Origin of the sequence: Rhodopseudomonas sp., from assembly GCF_013377015.1 — a bacterium.
Lineage (GTDB): Bacteria > Pseudomonadota > Alphaproteobacteria > Rhizobiales > Xanthobacteraceae > JARJEH01.
In genome coordinates, this window is record NZ_JACABA010000004.1 from 1 (window position 1) to 19,812 (window position 19,812).

Annotated in this window: 21 protein-coding genes; 10 read left to right on the forward strand and 11 right to left on the reverse strand. The window is 64.1% G+C overall.

Annotation, left to right across the window (positions count from 1 at the left end; translation table 11 throughout):
* Positions 1-8 precede the first annotated feature (8 nt).
* Positions 9-281, forward strand: a complete 273-nt coding sequence (locus HXX15_RS17355) for a DUF2160 family membrane protein (RefSeq protein WP_296517899.1) — start codon at positions 9-11, stop codon at positions 279-281.
* Positions 282-405: 124 nt separating this feature from the next.
* Positions 406-2,148 carry an ABC transporter substrate-binding protein gene (locus HXX15_RS17360; RefSeq protein WP_296517616.1) on the forward strand — a complete coding sequence of 581 codons (1,743 nt, stop codon included), beginning with the start codon at positions 406-408 and terminating at the stop codon, positions 2,146-2,148.
* 179 nt (positions 2,149-2,327) lie between these two features.
* Here the strand turns inward: HXX15_RS17360 and HXX15_RS17365 are convergent, their stop codons facing one another.
* From HXX15_RS17365 to HXX15_RS17400, 8 genes are all read right to left on the reverse strand, one after another.
* Entirely contained in the window at positions 2,328-3,425 is a 1,098-nt protein-coding gene (locus tag HXX15_RS17365) for an alkene reductase (protein WP_296517617.1), read from the reverse strand.
* A 184-nt stretch (positions 3,426-3,609) separates the two neighbouring features.
* Positions 3,610-4,113: a DUF1993 family protein gene (locus HXX15_RS17370; protein ID WP_296517618.1), complete on the reverse strand. Its 504-nt coding sequence runs from the start codon at positions 4,111-4,113 to the stop codon at positions 3,610-3,612.
* A gap of 35 nt (positions 4,114-4,148) precedes the next feature.
* Complete coding sequence (locus HXX15_RS17375) at positions 4,149-5,216, reverse strand: branched-chain amino acid ABC transporter permease (RefSeq protein WP_296517619.1); 1,068 nt, start codon at positions 5,214-5,216, stop codon at positions 4,149-4,151.
* Positions 5,213-6,223, reverse strand: coding sequence for a branched-chain amino acid ABC transporter permease (locus HXX15_RS17380; protein WP_296517620.1), 1,011 nt, complete (start codon positions 6,221-6,223; stop codon positions 5,213-5,215). Before HXX15_RS17380 ends, HXX15_RS17375 begins: the two co-directional genes overlap by 4 nt.
* The gene (locus HXX15_RS17385) at positions 6,220-6,942 is read right to left on the reverse strand and encodes an ABC transporter ATP-binding protein (RefSeq protein WP_296517621.1); all 723 of its coding nucleotides are present in this window, start codon (positions 6,940-6,942) and stop codon (positions 6,220-6,222) included. Before HXX15_RS17385 ends, HXX15_RS17380 begins: the two co-directional genes overlap by 4 nt.
* Complete coding sequence (locus HXX15_RS17390) at positions 6,939-7,703, reverse strand: ABC transporter ATP-binding protein (RefSeq protein WP_296517622.1); 765 nt, start codon at positions 7,701-7,703, stop codon at positions 6,939-6,941. The genes HXX15_RS17385 and HXX15_RS17390 overlap by 4 nt, the downstream gene beginning before the upstream one ends.
* Positions 7,704-7,898: 195 nt before the next feature.
* Complete coding sequence (locus HXX15_RS17395) at positions 7,899-9,080, reverse strand: substrate-binding domain-containing protein (protein WP_296517623.1); 1,182 nt, start codon at positions 9,078-9,080, stop codon at positions 7,899-7,901.
* Between the two features lie 84 nt (positions 9,081-9,164).
* A complete protein-coding gene (locus tag HXX15_RS17400) occupies positions 9,165-10,526 on the reverse strand; it encodes a lytic murein transglycosylase (RefSeq protein ID WP_296517624.1) in 1,362 nt (453 codons plus the stop codon).
* Positions 10,527-10,807: 281 nt separating this feature from the next.
* On the opposite strand from HXX15_RS17400, the gene HXX15_RS17405 reads away from it, so the two are divergent.
* Positions 10,808-11,296, forward strand: coding sequence for a DUF6789 family protein (locus HXX15_RS17405; RefSeq protein WP_296517625.1), 489 nt, complete (start codon positions 10,808-10,810; stop codon positions 11,294-11,296).
* On the opposite strand, the gene HXX15_RS17410 is transcribed toward HXX15_RS17405, so the two are convergent.
* Positions 11,293-12,738: a short-chain fatty acyl-CoA regulator family protein gene (locus HXX15_RS17410; RefSeq protein ID WP_296517626.1), complete on the reverse strand. Its 1,446-nt coding sequence runs from the start codon at positions 12,736-12,738 to the stop codon at positions 11,293-11,295. The genes HXX15_RS17405 and HXX15_RS17410 overlap by 4 nt on opposite strands.
* A gap of 209 nt (positions 12,739-12,947) precedes the next feature.
* Between HXX15_RS17410 and HXX15_RS17415 the strand changes: the two genes are divergently transcribed.
* From HXX15_RS17415 to HXX15_RS17425, 3 genes are all read left to right on the forward strand, one after another.
* On the forward strand, positions 12,948-14,585 hold the full coding sequence (locus tag HXX15_RS17415; protein WP_296517627.1) for an isocitrate lyase: 1,638 nt from the start codon (positions 12,948-12,950) through the stop codon (positions 14,583-14,585).
* Positions 14,586-14,606: 21 nt separating this feature from the next.
* Positions 14,607-14,816, forward strand: a complete 210-nt coding sequence (locus HXX15_RS17420; protein WP_296517628.1) for a hypothetical protein — start codon at positions 14,607-14,609, stop codon at positions 14,814-14,816.
* 209 nt (positions 14,817-15,025) lie between these two features.
* Positions 15,026-15,586 (forward strand): hypothetical protein, encoded by a 561-nt coding sequence (locus HXX15_RS17425; protein ID WP_296517629.1) that lies wholly within the window; start codon positions 15,026-15,028, stop codon positions 15,584-15,586.
* An 86-nt stretch (positions 15,587-15,672) separates the two neighbouring features.
* On the opposite strand, the gene HXX15_RS17430 is transcribed toward HXX15_RS17425, so the two are convergent.
* Positions 15,673-16,578, reverse strand: coding sequence for a metallophosphoesterase (locus tag HXX15_RS17430; protein ID WP_296517630.1), 906 nt, complete (start codon positions 16,576-16,578; stop codon positions 15,673-15,675).
* Positions 16,579-16,848: 270 nt separating this feature from the next.
* Between HXX15_RS17430 and HXX15_RS17435 the strand changes: the two genes are divergently transcribed.
* On the forward strand, positions 16,849-17,337 hold the full coding sequence (locus HXX15_RS17435; protein WP_296517631.1) for an NUDIX domain-containing protein: 489 nt from the start codon (positions 16,849-16,851) through the stop codon (positions 17,335-17,337).
* 70 nt (positions 17,338-17,407) lie between these two features.
* On the forward strand, positions 17,408-17,926 hold the full coding sequence (locus HXX15_RS17440) for an N-acetyltransferase (protein WP_296517632.1): 519 nt from the start codon (positions 17,408-17,410) through the stop codon (positions 17,924-17,926).
* Between the two features lie 18 nt (positions 17,927-17,944).
* Here HXX15_RS17440 and HXX15_RS17445 read toward each other — a convergent pair whose 3' ends face one another.
* The gene (locus HXX15_RS17445) at positions 17,945-18,235 is read right to left on the reverse strand and encodes a hypothetical protein (RefSeq protein ID WP_296517633.1); all 291 of its coding nucleotides are present in this window, start codon (positions 18,233-18,235) and stop codon (positions 17,945-17,947) included.
* Between the two features lie 164 nt (positions 18,236-18,399).
* On the opposite strand from HXX15_RS17445, the gene HXX15_RS17450 reads away from it, so the two are divergent.
* Positions 18,400-18,867, forward strand: coding sequence for a hypothetical protein (locus HXX15_RS17450; RefSeq protein ID WP_296517634.1), 468 nt, complete (start codon positions 18,400-18,402; stop codon positions 18,865-18,867).
* 127 nt (positions 18,868-18,994) lie between these two features.
* Positions 18,995-19,687 carry a ribonuclease T2 gene (locus HXX15_RS17455; protein ID WP_296517635.1) on the forward strand — a complete coding sequence of 231 codons (693 nt, stop codon included), beginning with the start codon at positions 18,995-18,997 and terminating at the stop codon, positions 19,685-19,687.
* Positions 19,688-19,812 lie beyond the last annotated feature (125 nt).

Below are 19,812 nucleotides of genomic sequence, written 5' to 3' on the forward strand. Positions count from 1 at the left end.
TCTTTGGCCTGCTGGCTTTGACGCTCGGTGCCATGACTTGGCTTGCGATCGCCTATCCGGAAGCCGAACGCGTCGGAATTCTCCGAATCCCGACGACTCGCGGCGACCGCCTGTTTCTGTCGCTGATCCTGGCCGCCGTGATTCACCTGGCGTGGATCGCGCTGGTGGGCGCCGAGACGTTGGCGACGCTGCCGGTCGGAGAGGGTATCGAAGTGTCGAGTCTTTGGCTCGCCACCGCCATTTCGCTGGTTTCGGCCGTTGCGATTTTTCGCACGGTCTGATCGGCGAAGAAGAGCAGATCCGGGATCAACCCGGAGCTGAAGATGCACATGATGCAACGGAGGAAGCGATATGCGATCTGCCAAAGGACCAAGTAGTCGATCGACCAGGACGCGGTTTCTGACAATGGCGAGTGCTGCGACGCTGATTGCGGCATCCGCGACGCTCGCTGCGCCGGCGTTCGCCGACGAAGCGGCCGCCAAGAAATGGATCGATGCCGAGTTTCAGCCCTCGACATTGTCCAAGGACGACCAGATGAAGGAAATGCAGTGGTTCATCAAGGCCGCCCAGCCTTTCAAGGGCATGGAGATTAACGTGACCTCCGAGACCTTGACCACGCATGAGTATGAATCGAAGACGCTCGCCAAAGCCTTCGAGGAAATTACCGGCATCAAGGTCAAGCACGACATCATCCAGGAAGGTGACGTCGTCGAGAAGATCCAGACCCAGATGCAATCCGGCAAGAACGTCTATGACGGCTGGATCAACGATTCCGATTTCATCGGCACCCACTTTCGCTACGGCCAGGCCGTCGATCTGACGGACTGGATGGCGAAGGAAGGCAAAGACGTCACCGATCCGATGCTCGACGTCAACGACTTCATCGGTAAGTCGTTCACCACGGCACCGAACGGCCATCTGTATCAACTGCCGGACCAGCAGTTCGCCAACCTGTACTGGTTCCGGTACGATTGGTTCTCAAATCCTGACTACAAGTCCAAGTTCAAGGCCAAATACGGCTACGACCTCGGCGTCCCGGTGAACTGGTCGGCTTATGAAGACATCGCCGAGTTCTTCACTAACGACATCAAGGAGATCAACGGCGTCCGGGTCTATGGCCACATGGATTACGGCAAGAAGGATCCCTCGCTCGGCTGGCGCTTCACCGACGCCTGGCTGTCGATGGCCGGCAACGGCGACAAGGGCATTCCGAACGGTCTGCCGGTCGATGAATGGGGCATCCGCATGGAAGGCTGCCGTCCGGTCGGCTCGTCGGTCGAACGTGGCGGCGACGTCAACGGTCCGGCGGCGGTCTATTCGATCGTCAAATATCTCGACTGGATGAAGAAATATGCCCCGCCGCAGGCGCAAGGCATGACCTTCTCGGAATCCGGTCCGGTGCCGGCGCAGGGCAACATTGCCCAGCAAGTGTTCTGGTACACCGCCTTCACGGCCGACATGGTGAAGCCCGGTCTGGCGGTGATGAACGACGACGGCACGCCGAAGTGGCGGATGGCGCCGTCGCCGCATGGCTCCTACTGGAAGGAAGGCATGAAGCTCGGCTATCAGGACGTCGGCTCCGCGACCTTGCTGAAATCGACGCCGGTCGATCGCCGCAAGGCGGCCTGGCTCTATCTGCAGTTCATCGTCTCCAAGACCGTGAGCCTGAAGAAGAGCCATGTCGGTCTCACCTTCATCCGTGAGTCCGATATCTGGGACAAGTCCTTCACCGAGCGCGCGCCGAAGCTCGGCGGGCTGATCGAGTTCTACCGCTCGCCGGCGCGCGTGCAGTGGACCCCGACCGGCAACAACGTGCCGGACTATCCGAAGCTGGCGCAATTGTGGTGGCAGAACATCGGCGATGCGGCGTCCGGTGCCAAGACTCCGCAAGCTGCGATGGATTCGCTTGCCGCTGCGCAGGACTCGGTGCTGGAACGTCTCGAGAAATCGGGCGTGCAGGGCGCCTGCGGACCGAAGCTGAACAAGAAGGAAACCGCCGAGTTTTGGTTCGCCAAATCGGCCAAGGACGGCAACATCGCGCCGCAGCGCAAACTCGCCAACGAGAAGCCGAAGGGCGAAACCATCGACTACGACACTTTGATCAAGTCGTGGCCGGCTTCGCCCCCGAAGCGCGCTTCGTTGAACTAAGCGAAGCGCAGCAGCAATAACGCGAAAGGCCGGGAGCGATCCCGGCCTTTTTTATGTGTGCAGAGCACGTCCGCGTCATTGCGAGGAGCGTAGCAACGAAGCAATCCAGTCGTTGCTTGCAGCCTGGATTGCTTCGCTTCGCTCGCAATGACGAACGAGAGTCCGGTGCGCGTCGTCGTTTACTGCGCCGCCTGCGCCGATTCCAGCGTCGGATAGTCGGTGTAGCCCTTGGCGCCGCCGCCGTAGAAGGTGGCCTTGTCGGGCTCGTTCAGCGCCGCGCCGCGCTTGAAGCGCTCGACCAGATCCGGATTGGCGATGAACGCCTTGCCGAATGCGATCAGGTCGGCGTCGTTGGCCGCCAGCACCTTGTTGGCGAGCGCCAGGTCGTAGCCGTTATTGGCGATGTAGGTGCCGTGGAAGCGCTTGCGCAGGCTCGCATAGTCGAACGGCAGATTGTCGCGCGGGCCGCCGGTGGAGCCTTCGATGACGTGGATGTAGACCAGCTTCAGCGCGCTGAGATGATCGACAATGTAGTCGAACAACGCTTGCGGATGTGAGTCGGAGACGTCGTTGGCCGGGGTCACCGGCGAAATCCGGATCCCGGTTTTCTCCGGGCCGATCTGCTTGGCCACCGCGGCGGCAACTTCGAGCATCAGCCGGGCGCGGTTCTCGATCGACCCGCCGTAGGCATCGGTGCGCTTGTTGCTGCTTTCCCTGGCGAACTGGTCGAGCAGATAGCCGTTGGCGCCGTGAATCTCGACGCCGTCGAAGCCGGCTTCGATCGCGTTGGCGGCGGCCTGCCGGAAGCTCTCGATGATGCCGGGAAGCTCGGAGAGCTCCAGCGCGCGGGGCTCGGAGACGTCGGCGAAGGTGCCGCCGACGAAGGTCTTGGTCTTGGCGCGGATCGCCGAGGGCGCGACCGGCGCGCCATGATTGGGCTGCAGATCGACGTGGGAGATGCGGCCGACATGCCAGAGCTGGATGAAGATCTTGCCGCCGCGCTTGTGCACCTCGTCGGTGACCTTGCGCCAGCCGGCGACCTGCTCCTTGGAGTAGATCCCGGGGGTGTCCTGATAGCCCTGGCCCTGCTGCGAGACCTGGCTGGCCTCGGTGATCAGCAAGCCGGCGGTGGCGCGCTGGCCGTAATATTCGGTCGCCAGTGGATTGGGTACGAAACCGGCCAACGCCCGGTTGCGTGTCAGCGGTGCCATCACGGTGCGGTTGGACAGGGTGATCGGGCCGAGTTTGTACGGCTCGAAGAGTTTGGTGTCGCTCATTGGTGCGGTCCCACAAATTGTCGATCCCGTGGAACTGGGGACGACGGATGCGAAAGGCAATGCGGCTGCCGAAAATAGATGCGGCTGCATGATTTTTTGGAATGCCCCGGTCGCCAGCCGGAGAAATTCAGCATGGCGATGCTGAGAAAAGGCGCGCGAAAGGTCAATTTCGCGCGCCTTTGACTCAGTTCACGCCCATGAAATCCCGTTTGCCGATTTCGACGCCGTTGTGGCGCAGGATGCCGTGCGCGGTGGCGGCGTGAAAATAGAAGTTCGGCAGGCTGAAATGGCTGAGGAATTCCGGCGCCTTCATGGTCATGGTCTTGTCGGGGCCGACCGGGATGGTGATCTCGCGGGTCTCGGCGCCCTCGAACTGCGCCGGCGTGAATCCCTTCACATAGGCGATGGTGTTGGCGAGGCGCTGCTGCAATTCGGCGAAGGTCTTCTCGGTGTCGGGTGTCGACGGCACCTCGGTGCCGGCGATCCGCGCGGTGCCCTTGGCGGCGAAATCGCAGACCAGCTGGATCTGCCGGCTGAGCGGCAGCATGTCGGGATACAGCCGCGCGCCGAGCAGCACCGCGGGATCGATCTTCTTGGCGGCGGCGTGGGCTTCGGCCTTGCTCAGGATGCCTGACAGGCTGTTGAGGATCTGCAAATAGGCAGGGACAGCGGATTGATAGAGCGACATGAGGTGGTCTTTCTGTTGAAGGGCAGGATTGCCGATCAGGATTTCGGACGCGTGACGCCGCGCAGCCGGCCGACGATGCCGGTCGGAAAGAAATACACGCTGGCGACGAACAACAGGCCGAGCCATAGCAGCCAGCGGTCCGGATGCAGCAGCCCCGGCAGCAGCGGCAGCCCGGCTTCGGCGGCGGCGTTGGAGGCGACGCCCATCAGCGCCTGCAGATAATTCTGCGCCAGGATGAATACGGCGGCGCCGATTACCGCGCCGTACATCGTGCCCATGCCGCCGATCACCACCATCAGCAGGATGTCGAGCATGATCGCGAAGGAAAGCGACGTGTCGGGCCCGGCATAGCGCAGCCACATCGCGTTCAACACCCCGGCGGAGGCGGCCACCACGGCGGCGAGGCAATTGGCGTAAGTGAGATGGAAGACGGTGCGATAGCCGAGCGCCTCGGCGCGGAAGCGATTTTCACGCACCGCCTGCAACACCCGTCCGAACGGCGAATTCACCACCCGCAGCAGCCCGAGGATCATCGCCGCGGAGGCGAAGAACACGATGTAGTAGGTCAGGGTGCGGCCGTTGATGCTGACGCCGAAAAAGTCCTTCACGAACACGGTGCCGGGCCGCAGCAGCTCCGGCAATTGGAAACTGCGGCCGTCCTCGCCGCCGGTCAGCCAGGATAGCTGCGACGCCAGCACCAGGAACGCCGACGCCACTGCCAGCGTGATCATCGCAAAGAAGATCGCCTCGACCCGCAGCGAGAACAGCCCGATCCCGAGCGCCAGCAGCGCCGCCAGCGGCAAGCCGACGGCGATTCCGACCGCGATCGCGGCCCAGCTCGGGCCCATGCCGTACAGCGCGATCGCGATCGCATAGCTGCCGATGCCGTAGAACATCGTGTGGGCGAACGACACCGTGCCGGTGTAGCCGAGCAGCAGGTCGTAGGAGGCCACCAGGGCGGCAAAGATGCAGATCTTGCTGGCGACGTTCATCGCCTTGGCGCCGGGGAACAAGAACGGCACCGCGGCAAGCGCCACGATGATCGCGATCAGCAGGATACTCAGCGCCCGGCTGCGCGGCGGATCGCCCGACAGGATTATCATCGACTTGTCACCGCATAGAGCCCGCGCGGCCGCCACATCAGGATCGCGACCATCAAGAGGATGTTGGAGACCAGCGCCAGTTTTGGGACCAGGAAGCCGCCGTAATTGGCGACCATCGCCACCAAGAGCGCGCCGATGAAGCAGCCGCCGATCGAGCCGAGCCCGCCGATGATGACGACGATGAACACCAGCACGGTGAGGTCGTTGCCCATCGAGGCGTGGACCTGCTCGCGATACAGCGCCCACATGATGCCGCCGAGGCCCGCCAGTCCGGAGCCGACCATGAACACGCCGAGAAACAGCCGTTTGATGTGATAACCGAGCGCTTCGACCATCTCGCGGTTCTCCACCCCGGCGCGGATCAACAGGCCGATTTTGGTGCGGGCCAGCACCAGCTGGATGCCGGCGAACACTACCAGGCCGACCAGCATCGCCAGCAGCCGATATTTGGCGATCGCGATGTCGCCGATGATGAACGAGCCGCGCAGCGAGGTCGGCAGCGGCAGCGGAATGATCTGCGGCCCCCACAGCGCGTACAGCGCCTGTTCGGCCACGATGAGTCCGCCGGTAGTCATCAGGATCTGCTTCAGATGCTGGCCATAGACCGGCAGGATCAGCACCCGCTCGACGACGAGGCCGAGCGCGCCCGACACCGCCATCGCCGCCAGCGCTGCCGGCGCCAGCACCGCCAGATTGAGCCACAGCGAATCCGCCTGCACCCAGCCCGCCAGCGGCAGCAGCACCAGGGTCGCCACATAGGCGCCGACCGCGATGAAGGCGCCGTGACCGAAATTCAGCACGTCCATCAGGCCGAAAACCAGCGTCAGCCCGGAGGCCATGATGAAGATCATCATCCCCATCGCCAGGCTCGCCACCGTCAGCGTCACCCAGGAACTGCCGGAGCCGACCAGCGGCAGCATCGCGACGGCGAGGATCGCCGGCAGGAACACCGGCAGCAGGTCACGCGGCGGTTTCGGCAGCGCGTCGGTCGCGGCGAGGTCAGTCACTGATGCGCCTCCAGGCTCAATCCGAGCAGCCGTTCCTGCATCGGGGTGTCGTCGGCCAGCGCCGCCATCTCGCCGCGATGCACGATCATGCCGTTGTCCATCACCAGCACGGCGTCGCCGATCATCTGGGCGACGTGGAAATTCTGTTCGACCAGCAGGATGGTGGCGCCGCGGCGCTTGATCTCGGCGAAGCATTCGATCAGCGAGCCGATGATCGCCGGCGCCAGCCCCTTGGTCGGCTCGTCGATCAAGAGCAGCTTGCGCGGCTCGACGATGGCCCGCGCGATCGACAGCATCTGCTTCTGTCCGCCCGACAGCAGCCCGGCGCGCGACAGCCAGAATTTGCGCAGCGCCGGGAAGAAGCCGAAGATCCATTCCAGCCGCGCGGTGTCGAGCGGCCCGTCGCGCGCCGCCAGGATCAGATTTTCCTTCACCGTCAGATCGGCAAACACAGCCATACTTTCCGGCACGTAGCCGACGCCGAGCTGGGCGATGTCCGGCGTCGCCATCTGCTCGATCCGTTGTCCGGCGAGCGCGATCTGTCCGCGCGACGGCGGCCACAGTCCCATGATGGTGCGCAGCGTCGTAGTCTTGCCGGCACCGTTGCGCCCGAGCAGCATCGTGGTCTTGCCCTCGGCGACGGCGAAATTGACGCCCTGCAAAATGTGATAGCGCCCGATATTGGTGTGCACGCCGCTCAGCTTCAGCAGGTCGGTCATGCGGCGTTCTTTCCCGGCGCGATGCCCAGATAGGCCTCCTGCACGATCGGCGAGGCGATCACCTCGGCGGGCTTGCCGTCGGCGACCAACTGGCCGTTGTGCAGTACGATGATCCGATCGGCGAGCGAACGCACCACGTCCATCTTGTGCTCGACCAAGAGGATGATCTTGCTGGCGTCATTCTTCAACCGCGCGATCAGATCGAGCACCACCGGCACCTCGTCGACGCTCATGCCGGCGGTCGGTTCGTCGAACATGTAGACCTTCGGCTGCAGCGCCATCATCAGCGCGACTTCGAGCTTGCGCTGGTCGCCATGCGACAGCGCGGTGGCGGCGACGTCGCGGCGAGCCCCGAGCGCGACGCTGTCCAGGATGGCGTCGGCGCGCTCGATCAGGTCGCGCCGGGTCCGCCATGGCCGCAGCATGTCGTATTGCGTGCCGCTGTGCGCCTGCACCGCGAGCCGGACGTTTTCCTCGACGCTGAGATTCGGAAACAGATTGGTGAGCTGGAAGGCGCGGCCGAGCCCGGCGCGGGTGCGCAGCGGCGCGGACAGATTGGTGATGTCCTGGCCGTCGAACAGCACGCTTCCCTCGCTCGGGCGCAGTTGTCCGGAGATCAGATTGAAATAGGTGGTCTTGCCGGCACCGTTGGGTCCGACGATCGCGGTCAGTTCACCCGGCCGGAACGCACAGCTCACCGCATTGACGGCGACGTGGCCGCCGAAGCGAATGGTGAGATTCTGGGTTTCGAGCGTGGTCATCGGGGACTTTGCATGTTGTGCACCGCTCGCGCTCCGCAAACAACGTCATCCTCCGCGAAAGCGGAGGATCCAGTACGCCGCAGCGTCGCGATTCCATCTCTTACGCTCTGGAATACTGGGCCACCCGCTTTCGCGGGTGGTGACAGTTTATGATTGCGGCGGACTCAGGGCACGCCTCGATCTAGAGCAAGAGTCTTACCGCTTGTTGCGGATCGGGATGTCCATGTCCTCGATCTTCAATTCGCGCACCGGCTCCAGCACCGCCCAGGCCAGATCCGGATCGACCTTGACCTTGAAGTGATACATGCTCTGCAGCGCCTGATGATCTTCCTTGCGGAACACCATCTTGCCCTTCGGGGTGTCGAACTCCATGCCTTCCATCGCGGTGATCAGCTTCTCGGTGTCGGTGGACTTCGCCTTCTGCACCGCGGTAACCGCCGCCATCGCCGCGGCGAAACCGCCCGCGGTGAAAAAATCCGGCGGCGCATTGAAGCGCTTCTTGTGCTCGGTGACCAGCCAATCGTTCACCGGGTTCTTCGGGATGTCGTAGTAGTAATAGGCCGCGCCCTCCATGCCTGGCATGGCCTTGTAGGCCGCCAGCGCCGGAAGAATGTTGCCGCCAGTGGACAGCTCGATGCCGTAGCGCTTCGGGTCCATGTCCTGCAGTTTGCTCGGCGGATTGCCGGCGCCGGCCCAGATGATCCAGATGATCTTGCGGCCGGGCTTGTCCTTCAGCGCGTCGAACAGCCGTTGCCCGACTGCTGTGAAGTCGGTGGTGGTTGTCGGGACATATTCCTCGGCGGCCAGCGTGGCGCCGGTCTTGGCCAGCGCTTCCTTGAACGCGGCGACGCCGTCGCGGCCGAAAGCGTAGTCCTGCGCCAGCGTGGCGACGGTGACGCCGGGCTTGCCGATCGCCACCGCGTTCGAGATCGCGTCCTGCGAGGAATTACGGCCGGTGCGGAAGATGTAGCGATTCCACTTTTCGCCGGTGATCTGGTCGGCGACCGCGGGCTCGACGATCAGGATCTTCTTGTTCTCTTCGGCGACGGGGAGATCCGCGAGTGCGGCGGCGGAGGAGGTCGAGCCGATCGCGATGTCGACCTTGTCGTCCTGATAGGCTTCGGCGAGCGCGGCCTTCGACAGATCGGGTTTGCTCTGATCGTCCTTGGTGATCAGCACGATCTTGCGACCGTCGACCATCATGGTGCCCTTGGTGGCGTATTCAAATCCCATCTGCAGCCCGGTCTCGGTCTGCTTGGCGTAGGCCTCGAGCGGCCCGGTCTTGCCGTAGATCAGCGCGATCTTCAGATCGTCCGCATGCGCGGCGACGGTGGTCAGCGCAAAGGCTGCGGCGGCAATGATAGAGAAATGACGCACGGTTTTTCCTCCAGGGTGTTATTGCGGCGCACCCTAGAGCAAGTCCGTGAAACTGAAAACGGCTTCGCGGAAAGAAATATTCGGCTATTGCGGCGCGGGGGCCGGTGGTCTTGTGGCGCGTTTTGCGGCAGGCGGGGTCGCGCGTCCAACGGGCGCGGTACGCGCAGCGGGGGCGACGTCCGCCGGAGCCGTCGCGGGTGCCGCGACCGCGCGACCGCCCATCTTCGTCAGCAATTCGACGGTCGGCCAGGAATCCGCTGGCAGTCCGTGCTTCAGCTGCATCTCTTTCACCGCGGTCCGGCTGAGCTGACCGAGCACGCCGTCGATCTTGCCGACATTGTAGCCGGCCCGCACCAGCAATTGCTGCAACTCACGGATCTGGTTGAATGACAATTGCACGACCGGCGCCGACGGCTGCCGCATCGGCGGCGCGCCCCCAATCCTGGTGGCGAGATACCCGGCGGTGGTGGAGTAGATCAGCGAGTTATTCCATTCGGTATAGGCGGCGAAGTTCGGATAGGCCAGGAATGCCGGCCCGTGCCGCCCCATCGGCAGCAGCAAGGACGACGGCAGATCGTCGTTCGGCAACGGCCTGCCATCCGGATAGGTCACGCCCCATTGCGCCCATTTCGAACGCGGATGCTTGACGGTGAGGTCGGCCTGATCCCAAGGCAGGTTCTGCGGCGCACGGACTTCCTGCAGCCACGGCTCGCCGCGCCGCCATTTCAACCCGTTGGCGATGTAGTTGGCGGTCGAGCCGATCACATCGGGCGCGCTGCGCAGCATGTTGCGGTGGCCGTCGCCGTCGTAATCCACCGCGTAGTTGAAATAATGCGTCGGCAGGAACTGTGTCTGGCCGAGTTCGCCGGCCCACGAGCCGATCATCTCGGCCGGGGCGAGGTCGCCGCGGTCGATGATCTTCAGCGCCGCGATGGTCTCGTTCTGGAACATCTCGGAGCGGCGGCAATCATAGGCCAGCGACACCAGCGAGCGCAGCGTCGGCAGATTGCCCATGTTGGCGCCGAAGTCGCTCTCCAACCCCCAGAACGCCGCGATCACCTCCGGCGGCACGCCGTATTCCTTTTCGGCGCGCGCGAACGCCGCGCCGTATCTCTTGATGTGGGCCTGCCCTTGCTGCATCCGGTAGTTCGCGGCCATCCGCTTGGAAAATTCGGTGAACACCTGGCCGAACACTCGCTGGCCGCGGTCGCGGTTGACGATGCCCTGGTCGTACACCAGCCCGGGCGAAGCCTCCGCGATCGCGCGCTGCGACACCCCAGCGGCGACCGCCTTCTGCTTGAGGTCGGCGAGAAAGCGATCGAAGCTCATGCCGCCATGGCACGAGGCGCCGGATTGGGCCAGGGACGGCGATGCCGACATCGCCAGCGCGATTGCGGTCGCGATCAGCACGACTTTTTGGCGAAGCGTTGAAATGTGCCGCAGCATACCGGTCTCCCCATGACGTCATGGCCGGGCTCGACCCGCCTGCGGGGCCGAAGCCCCTTCGGCGAGGCGAAGGCCCGGCCATCCATCTCCAAAATGTACGCGACTGTTGTTGGGATGGATTGCCGGGTCAAGCCCGGCCGTGACGACCTGGATTGTTGTCGGTGCAAATCTCACACCTTCCGCCAAACTCCGACCTGCTGAAGGGGCGCGCATTCCTCCGGCATATTTGGCCTTTCAAGATGCACGTGCCTATCCTGCGCATTCGACACCGCGAGAACATGATGACGCCGACGGCCGTTGCCAGAACGTTGCGGGACGCCCTGATCGCGGGGCTTTGCGGCACGGTCGCGCAGCTGGCGTTACGCGCGGCGCGCAAGGCGCTCGGTGTGCTGCCGGACTTCCAGCCTTACGACGACATGCAGCGGGAGTTGCTTCACGGCGTCGGTACGTCGTTGCCGTCGGCGCTGCAGGCGCTGTTGCCGCTGATCAGCGGCGCCCTGATCTGGAGTTCGATCTTCGCCTGGGCCTATCGGTGGATTCCGGGCCGGACGGCGCTGCGCAAGGGCCTCGCGGTCAGCGGCTTTGCCTGGCTGCTGACCGGGCTGGTGCTGTTTCCTGCGATAGGCAAGGGCGTGTTCGCGCGCGATGCCGGGCAGGGCGGCTGGCCCGCTTTGATGATGCTGGTGATGCTCAGTTCCTACTGCATCACACTCAGTCTGGTCTACGGCTGGCTCAGGCGCGATCGGCAGCCTGAGGACCTCACCAGCTAAAGCTCCCGCGCATTACTGAAAGCGAAGCTCGACGCCCGCCGTGTATTCTCATCCAAAATCAGCTTCCGCGTGATCGGCGGCTCGGCGCGCTGGCTGCAGTGTTCGCGTTCGCACAGCCGGCAGTTCACGCCGATCGGGGTGCCTTCGGCCTTGTCCAGATCCATGCCGGCCGCATAGATCAGCTTGGCGGCGTGGCGGATTTCGCAGCCCAGTCCGATCGCAAAGCGCGGCTGCGGCTGCGGATGCGGCGCTACCGGGCGGCGCACCATCTGGGCGATCGAGAAGTAGCGGCTGCCGTCGGGCAGTTCGATCACCTGTTTCAGCAGCCGGTCCGGCGTGTCGAAGGTCGAATGCACGTTCCACAGCGGGCAGGTGCCGCCGAATTTCGAGAACGGGAAGGTGCCGGAGGAAAACCGCTTGGAGACGTTGCCGGCATTGTCGACCCGCAACAGAAAGAACGGCACGCCGCGCGCGTTCGGCCGCTGCAAGGTGGTCAGGCGGTGGCAGACCTGCTCGAAGCCGGCGTTGAAGCGCTGCGCCAGCACATGGACGTCGTAGTTGAGCGCCTCCGCGGCGGCGTGGAACGCGGCGTAGGGCATCATGATCGCGGCGGCGAAATAGTTGGCCAGCGTAATGCGGTACAGCCGCCGCGAGGTCTCGTCGAGCGCGCCGGCGCGGTTGACGATGGTGTCGAACACGCTGCCATATTCGGTGATGCCGATCTGGAATGCGATCTGGAAGGCGCGGCCCGGGGCGTCGATCAGCTCGGAGATCAGCAATTGCCGGCGGTGGCGGTCGAACCGTCGCAGCGTCTCGCGCATCACGTCGACCGGCATGATCCGGGTGACGATCGCATGTTTTTCCCGCAGGCGGTCTCCGAGTGCCACGAACAGGTCCTGCGAGGCGACGTTGATCTCGTCGCGCAGGGCCTCCGCGGCCTGTTCGAGTTCCGGAAAATAGTTGCGGTTGGCCTCGATCAGGTCGCGGACCCGCTCGATCGGGTTGGCCTCGAACCGCGTGCCCTCGTCGCGGTCGGCCATTTGCGCCGCCACCATGGTCTCGCCGCGGCGGGCCTCGGTATAGGCGGCGTACAGCCGTTGTAACGAGTGTGTCACACCGGGGCATAATTCGGCCAGATCGCGCAATTCCTGCTTCGGCAGGTCGATCTGGCGGAACAGTGGGTCGGAGAAGATCTCGTTCAGCTCGGCGAAGAAGCGGTCCTCGTCGGCGGTCGCCAGATCTCGTAGGTCGAGGTCATAGGTCTCCGCCAGCCGGAGCAAGATCTGCGCCGTGACGGGACGCTGGTTGCGCTCTATCAGGTTGATATAGCTCGGCGAAATCCCCAGCCCCTCAGCGATCTGGGTCTGCGACAGGCCGAGCTGCTGGCGGATTCGACGGAACCGCGGCCCGACGAAAAGCTTCTTTCCAGAGTCACCGGCCATCTTGCCTCGCTATCGAATTGTGACAAAAGTTACAAAATTACATTTATGACATGTATTGATGTTACATGACATCACCATTCGTTCGCAACAGGGCTGTACGATATTGTCCAACTAGCGTTTAGGTACCGCCACGTTTCGCAACGCAATGTCACGTCTGTCGCGCTGACGATTGGCGATGCGGATTTGTCGTCACCGAAGGGATCATGGACATGAACTTCCAGCCACGTGGGATCAACGATCAGGCCATCCAGGGGCCGGCCTCCTATCAGAGCCAAATCGAAGCGGCCGCAGCTCTCCTCAAGGGCAAGGATACCTGGAATGGTGTGAAGGCCGAAGCCGTGGCCCGGATGCGCTTGCAGAACCGCTTCAAGACCGGCCTCGACATCGCGCGCTACACCGCCGCGCTGATGCGCGCCGACATGGCGGCCTATGACGCCGACAGCACGAAATATACCCAGTCGCTCGGCTGCTGGCACGGCTTCATCGCCCAGCAGAAGCTGATTTCGGTGAAGAAGCATTTCGGCACCACCGATCGCACCTATCTGTATCTCTCCGGCTGGATGATTGCGGCGCTGCGCTCGCAGTTCGGACCGCTTCCCGACCAGTCGATGCACGAGAAGACTTCGGTGCCGGCGCTGATCGAAGAGCTCTACACCTTCCTGCGTCAGGCCGACGCCCGCGAGCTCAACACGATTTTCCGCGATCTCGACGCCGCCCGCAAGGCCGGCGACAAGGCCAAGGAAACCGCGCTGATCGAAAAGATCGACAATTTCCAGACCCACGTCGTGCCGGTGATCGCCGACATCGACGCCGGCTTCGGCAATGCCGAGGCGACCTATCTGCTGGCCAAGAAGATGATCGAGGCGGGCGCCTGCGCGCTGCAGATCGAGAACCAGGTGTCCGACGAAAAGCAGTGTGGCCATCAGGACGGCAAGGTGACGGTGCCACACGAGGTCTTCCTGGCGAAGATCCGCGCCTGCCGCCACGCCTTCCTCGAACTCGGCGTCGAAGACGGCATCATCGTTACCCGTACCGACTCGCTCGGCGCAGGACTGACGCAGCAGATCGCCGTCAGCCACGCGCCCGGCGACCTCGGTGACCAGTACAACAGCTTCCTGGATTGCGAAGAGGTCGACGCGACGAAGGTCGGCAACGGCGACGTCATCATCAGCCGCAACGGCAAGCTGCTGCGCCCGAAGCGTCTGCCCAGCAACCTGTATCAGTTCCGCGAAGGCACTGGTGCGGATCGCTGCGTGCTCGACAGCATCACCTCGCTGCAGAACGGCGCCGACCTGTTGTGGATCGAGACCGAGAAGCCGAATATCGAGCAGATCGCCTCGATGGTCGATCGGATTCGCGAGGTGATCCCGAACGCGAAGCTGGCCTACAACAACTCGCCGTCGTTCAACTGGACGCTGAACTTCCGTTGGCAGGTTTACGACGAGATGAAGAAGGCCGGTAAGGATGTCAGCCAGTACAACCGCGCCGAACTGATGAAGGCGGAGTACGACCAGACCCCGCTGGCGCTCGAAGCCGACGAGCTGATTCGGACCTTCCAGGCCGATTCCGCCAAGCGCGCCGGCATCTTCCATCATCTGATCACATTGCCGACCTACCACACGGCAGCGCTTTCGACGGACAATCTCGCGCGGGAGTATTTCGGCGAGCAGGGCATGCTGGGCTATGTTAAGAACGTGCAGCGCCAGGAGATCCGTCAGGGCATCGCCTGCGTCAAGCATCAGGACATGGCCGGCTCGAATATCGGCGACGATCACAAGGAATACTTCGCCGGCGAGGCCGCTCTGAAGGCCGGTGGCGCCCACAACACGATGAACCAGTTCGGATAACGGTAACAACAGGAGACCAAGATGGCGAACGGCAGCAATTTCTGGGTGATTGGCGGCGAGTTCGGCTCGATGAACTTCCACAAGCTCGTTGAAGGATCGGCCCAGGTGCAGGGCCCGTTCAAGACGCGCAAGGAGGCCGAAGAGGCCTGGAAGGTCGTCTCCGAGGAGAACCGGCATCGCGCAGGTGTGCGGTTCTCCATCGTCGAAGAGCCGAATCGCGCGACCGCCTGATCGGCTGGATTTCAAGAAGCGTCCAAGGGCGCAGCGGCCTCACCCGATGATCCGGGTGGGGCCGTTGTTGCGTGGTGTTGCTGGTGTCAGAATGCCGCAGGGCTGCCCTGTTTCCGGGCAACCACTTGAGAGCAAAGGGCCTTTGCGCCGAACAGGGTTACTGATAGGTTAATCGCTGCCGAGGCCTTAACTCGGGAAAGGCAGCCAGAATGTCGGACGCGTATACTACCGGGAATGGTTCGGCTGGCGAAGTAAGGCCGATGCGGCTGCGCGACGCGTTGCGGAAGGCCCGGATCGAGGCTGCCGACCGCACCGGCGTCGTGGTCGACCTGCGCGACGCCGAAATCGCCCGTCTCGAAATCCTCAATGAAGCGCTCGACCCGCTGTTCGCCCAGATCCCGGCCGGCGTCGAATTGTTCGATCGCGGCATCAGCCAGGGCGAGCCGCCGCGGCTGTGGATCGACGTCGTCGCCCATGTGATGATGGGCCGCGACAAGCGGATCTATCGCTTCGTCCAGGACAGCAGCTACGGCCGCATCGTGCTGGCGGAATCCCACGAGGCCGCCAAGCTGGTCGATGCGGTGACCGACTATGTGGCGCGCCGCCTGATCGAGCGCGAACGCGCGCTGGTCGCGACCGCGCCGCCGCCTGAGCCGGAGCAACCCGTCAAACCAGCCCGCAGCAGGTTGTGGACCTTCGCGCTCGGTTTCCTCGCCGGCGCGCTGGCGCTATTCGGCCTCGCTTTGTTCGCCAGCCTGCGGAATCTGTGACTTCCTCACTTCTCCTTGCATGACTCCCTCACCTCTCCCCGCAAGCGGGGCGAGGGTACGCGCTGCCGATGTTGCAGGGGATCGATTCAACCTCTCGCGTGGCTTGGCGCCAGTTCGGTGCGGCCCAGATCGACAATCTCCGTGCCATCGCCGAATCCGCGAATCCGGTGCTCGCAGCGCCAGCCGTCGCCGTCGCTCGCGATCGTAAACAGATTGTAGGCCGCCGACGGACGATGACCGTCGGCGAACGCCGAGGCCGACGGCACGCCGACCACCGGAATTTGCCGCCGAGGTCCATCGATCCAGATCGTCGAATGCACATGGTCGTGGCCGTGCAGCACCAGATCGACGCCGTGGCGCTGCAACAGCGCGAGCAGTTCCGCCGCATCGGTCAGCCGCTTGTGCTGCGACTTCGAGCGCAACGGATGGTGAATCAGCAGCACGCGAAACGAAGGCCCGTTCGCCAGCCCCGCCAGCAGGTGCTCCAGCGCATCGCGCTGCGCCTGGCCGAGCCAGCCGGTCGCCATGAATGGTGCGGTCGGCACCGCGGTTGAGACCCCGATCAGCGTCACCGGTCCCCTGCGGCGAACATAGGGGAACGTCACCGCGGCTGCGGCGTCGTCGCCGCGCAGATAGTCGCCCCACGTCTGGGCAATACAGTGCTGGGTTTCGCGGACGTACGCATCGTGATTGCCGGGCACCAGGCTGACGCGATCCGGCGGCCCGATGCTGTCCAGCCAGGCTCGCGCCGGCGCGAACTCGGCTTGCAGCGCGATGTTGATGAGGTCGCCGGTCACCGCGATGTGGTTGGGCTGCCGCGCCTGAATGTCCGCCACCAAGGCGTCGAGCACGTCGCGGCGGTGGATCGTGTGGCGATTTCTGGTCCAGTTCAGGTACCCGAGCACGCGCTTGCCGGCGAGCTCACGCCAGCTTGCTGCCGGCAGCGGCGGCAGATGCGGGTCCGACAGATGCGCCAGTGTGAAAGTCGTCATCGCAGATTCATTCGCACGGCCATTGCCAAAACCCTCGGTCGAGCACCGTCATTGCGAGGAGCGAAGCGACGAAGCAATCCAGAGCAGCGCCAGCGGCCCTGGATTGCTTCGCTGTCGGCCGGCGCCTTCGCGCCGGCCTCGGCTCGCAATGACGGCGTCGTATCTATGCCTCAGGCAGATCCTGCCTGTGAAAGGCAGCGATGTTTTGGCAAGGTGAATGCCCGGGCGCAAGCCGCCATTGGCGTTGCCCGCCATGCCGAGGATTCCGCCTTGTCGACGATCCAGAACCTGCGGCTCAGATTGGAGCCGGCCCTGCGGCGGGTGTTTCATCTGTACTGGCGGTTCGCCCGCGGCATGACGCTCGGCGCCCGCGGCGTGGTGCTGGACCGGACCGACCGGGTGTTCCTGATCAAGCATAGCTATGTTTCGGGCTGGCATCTGCCCGGCGGCGGCGTTGAGGTCGGCGAATCCTTCGGCGACGCCTTGCGCCGCGAATTGATGGAAGAGGGCCGGATCGAACTCACCGGCGAGCCGGTGTTGCACGGCATCTTCCTCAACAGCCACGTCTCGCCGCGCGACCACGTCGCCGTCTATGTGGTCCGCGAGTTCCGCCAGGACCGCGCGCCGGAGCCCAATCGCGAGATCATCGCCAGCGGTTTCTTCGGCCTCAGCGAATTGCCGCCGGATACCACGCCAGGCACAAGGCGGCGGATCGCCGAAGTGCTCGGCGGCGCCGCGCCGTCGGCGACATGGCGTTAATGCAGGCGTTAGTTCGGTACCGCCGCGACGATGGACCGCGCCCGGCTGCGATGCTATTCCGCGCCTCGCCATGACCGATCTTTCCCTCACCATCCGGGCGGAGACGCCGAACGACGCCCAGGTGATCGAGCGCCTGCACGAGCGCACCTTCGGGCCCGGCCGATTTGTGCTCAGCGCCTACCGGCTTCGCGAATACGTCGACCATCTGCTCGACCTGTCATTCACGGCGCGGATCGGCACGCTGCTGGTCGGCTCGGTGCGGCAATTGCCAATCCTGATCGGCACCACGCCGGCCTTGCTGTTGGGGCCGCTGACCGTCGAGCCGCCGTTCCGTTCGCGTGGCGTCGGCCGCGCGCTGCTCGACCGTGCGCTCGGTGACGCCAAGGCCAAGGGCCATCGGCTGATCGTGCTGGTCGGCGACGAGGCGTATTACCGCCGGGTCGGGTTCAAACTGATTCCGCCCGGCCGCGTCACCATGCCGGGGCCGGTGGACTACAGCCGCCTGCTGGTGATCGAACTGGTCGAAGGCGCCTTCGACGGCATCGCCGGCCCGATCCGGCCGGACTGGAGCAAGGTGCGGGAAGTCTGATCGCCGGAGTGGCGCTGCTCAGTAGGCTGCGCGCAGCGGTCGCTCGTTGGCGCCGTACGGCACCCAGCGGCACGCGAAGGAGACGTAACCGCCGTAGCTGGCCTGCACGCCCAGCAGCTTCACCACCTTGCCGTAGCGCGCGCAATGTTCGACCGCCATCGCCCGGATATCGAGCTGGCCGATCAGATTGGTGGAGATGATGCCGCCGGTATCGTTGCCCTTGAAGGCCGGCACGGTATCGGCGCGCGCCGCGCCATGGACCAGCAAAGCGCAAATCACGGTAAGGCCCGCGGCCCGGATCGTTCGCATCGGAATCTCCATCATGGTTGCCTCAACTCTAGAGCGCATCGGCTGCGATGAAAAGAACGGCGGCGGGCTCGGCGCCGGGTTGTCGGCCGGTGTTGCCGCGCTGCACTTGACCTCGCGCGGGCTTCGCGGCACCGTCGGCGCAGAGAATAATTGGCGGATGGCCCATGCGCTTTGCTCCCGATTTGAAGATCTCCACTGGCGCGGTCGCGATGGCCGCGGTGGCGACGCTGCTGGCGTTGGCACCGGCGGCCCAGGCCGCCAACCCGCTGGAGCGGAATTTCTGGCTGTCCGGCCCGCGCTATGACGGTAATCTTCCCGCCTGCGAGTCGGCGCTATGGTCGATTACCGACCAGTTCGCGGAGAAAGAGGGCAGTTTCTGGAATTCCGAGCTCCGCATCACCGGCTTTGCCCAGGTTCACGAGGTCGCGTTCCGGCCCTGGCAGTCGGACAACATCCCACGGCGCTATTGCACCGCCGATGCGATGCTGAGCGACGGTAAGCCCCGCGTGGTGCATTACTCGATCATCGAGGATGGCGGGTTCGCCAGCTTCGGCAACGGCGTCGAATTCTGCGTCGTCGGGCTGGACCGCGACTGGGCCTACAATCCGAGCTGCAAGGCCGCCAAGCCCTGATCGGCTGACGTCGCGCGATGCGATGTCATGCGGTTCGCATTCAACTATCGTGCACCAGTCGTGTTCTTGAAATGTTCTGGATTGCCCGTTAGGTTATCCGTACAATGGGCAGCGGGGGCGCCTTATCATGTCTGATTTCATCGGCCGCAAGCTGATTGCGCTGGCGCTGCTGATCGCGGCGATGGCGCTGGCCGGGCCGGGCAGCGCGTCGGCGCAGGATCGCCGGCAGAACGCGCCGGGCGAGTTCGATTTCTACGTGCTGTCGCTGTCGTGGTCGCCATCCTATTGCGAGCAGGCGCACGAACGCGGCAACAGCGGCCGGTCGCAGCAGATCCAGTGCGGGCGGCCCTATGCATTCGTCGTGCATGGGCTGTGGCCGCAATACGAACGAGGCTTTCCTGATTATTGCCAGCGGCCGTCGCCACGGCTTAGTCGCGACATCATGACCTCGATGCTCGACCTGATGCCGGCGCCGGGGCTGATCTTCAACGAATGGGACAAGCACGGCACCTGCTCGGGGCTCGACCAGCGGGCCTATTTCGAGACCGTGCGCAAGGCGCGCGCCGCAGTGAAGATCCCGCCGGATTATCTCGACCTGCAGCAGGAAAAGACCATCGCGCCGGCCGACCTCGAGGAGGCCTTCATCAAGGCCAATCCGGGCCTGAGCAGTTCGGCGATCGCGGTGACCTGCGATCGCAATAGGCTCAGCGAGGTGCGGATCTGCCTCAGCAAGGACCTCCAATTCCGCGCCTGCGAGGAGATCGACCGCCGCGCCTGCCGGCGCGATTCCGTGGTGATGCCGCCGATGCGCGGCGGATAGCGCTGTCGGCCCGGCTCTTGCTCTGAGGGCGTGGTTGGAGCTTGCGGGGGGCGGGAATGTCGCGGTGGCGACATTCGGGTACCGGAGGCGCCGTCTTGACTTCGATCGCGGCTCCGCGTCACGGT

Coding starts and splice junctions, on each gene's coding strand:
- HXX15_RS17400 (WP_296517624.1), bottom strand. CDS start 10,526: ATGCTGCGGCACATTTCAACGCTTCGCCAAAAAGTCGTGCTGATCGCG.
- HXX15_RS17385 (WP_296517621.1), bottom strand. CDS start 6,942: ATGACCGACCTGCTGAAGCTGAGCGGCGTGCACACCAATATCGGGCGC.
- HXX15_RS17450 (WP_296517634.1), top strand. CDS start 18,400: ATGCGCTTTGCTCCCGATTTGAAGATCTCCACTGGCGCGGTCGCGATG.
- HXX15_RS17440 (WP_296517632.1), top strand. CDS start 17,408: ATGACCGATCTTTCCCTCACCATCCGGGCGGAGACGCCGAACGACGCC.
- HXX15_RS17370 (WP_296517618.1), bottom strand. CDS start 4,113: ATGTCGCTCTATCAATCCGCTGTCCCTGCCTATTTGCAGATCCTCAAC.
- HXX15_RS17390 (WP_296517622.1), bottom strand. CDS start 7,703: ATGACCACGCTCGAAACCCAGAATCTCACCATTCGCTTCGGCGGCCAC.
- HXX15_RS17430 (WP_296517630.1), bottom strand. CDS start 16,578: ATGACGACTTTCACACTGGCGCATCTGTCGGACCCGCATCTGCCGCCG.
- HXX15_RS17425 (WP_296517629.1), top strand. CDS start 15,026: ATGTCGGACGCGTATACTACCGGGAATGGTTCGGCTGGCGAAGTAAGG.
- HXX15_RS17420 (WP_296517628.1), top strand. CDS start 14,607: ATGGCGAACGGCAGCAATTTCTGGGTGATTGGCGGCGAGTTCGGCTCG.
- HXX15_RS17375 (WP_296517619.1), bottom strand. CDS start 5,216: ATGATAATCCTGTCGGGCGATCCGCCGCGCAGCCGGGCGCTGAGTATC.
- HXX15_RS17445 (WP_296517633.1), bottom strand. CDS start 18,235: ATGCGAACGATCCGGGCCGCGGGCCTTACCGTGATTTGCGCTTTGCTG.
- HXX15_RS17455 (WP_296517635.1), top strand. CDS start 18,995: ATGTCTGATTTCATCGGCCGCAAGCTGATTGCGCTGGCGCTGCTGATC.
- HXX15_RS17405 (WP_296517625.1), top strand. CDS start 10,808: ATGACGCCGACGGCCGTTGCCAGAACGTTGCGGGACGCCCTGATCGCG.
- HXX15_RS17410 (WP_296517626.1), bottom strand. CDS start 12,738: ATGGCCGGTGACTCTGGAAAGAAGCTTTTCGTCGGGCCGCGGTTCCGT.
- HXX15_RS17415 (WP_296517627.1), top strand. CDS start 12,948: ATGAACTTCCAGCCACGTGGGATCAACGATCAGGCCATCCAGGGGCCG.
- HXX15_RS17365 (WP_296517617.1), bottom strand. CDS start 3,425: ATGAGCGACACCAAACTCTTCGAGCCGTACAAACTCGGCCCGATCACC.
- HXX15_RS17360 (WP_296517616.1), top strand. CDS start 406: ATGGCGAGTGCTGCGACGCTGATTGCGGCATCCGCGACGCTCGCTGCG.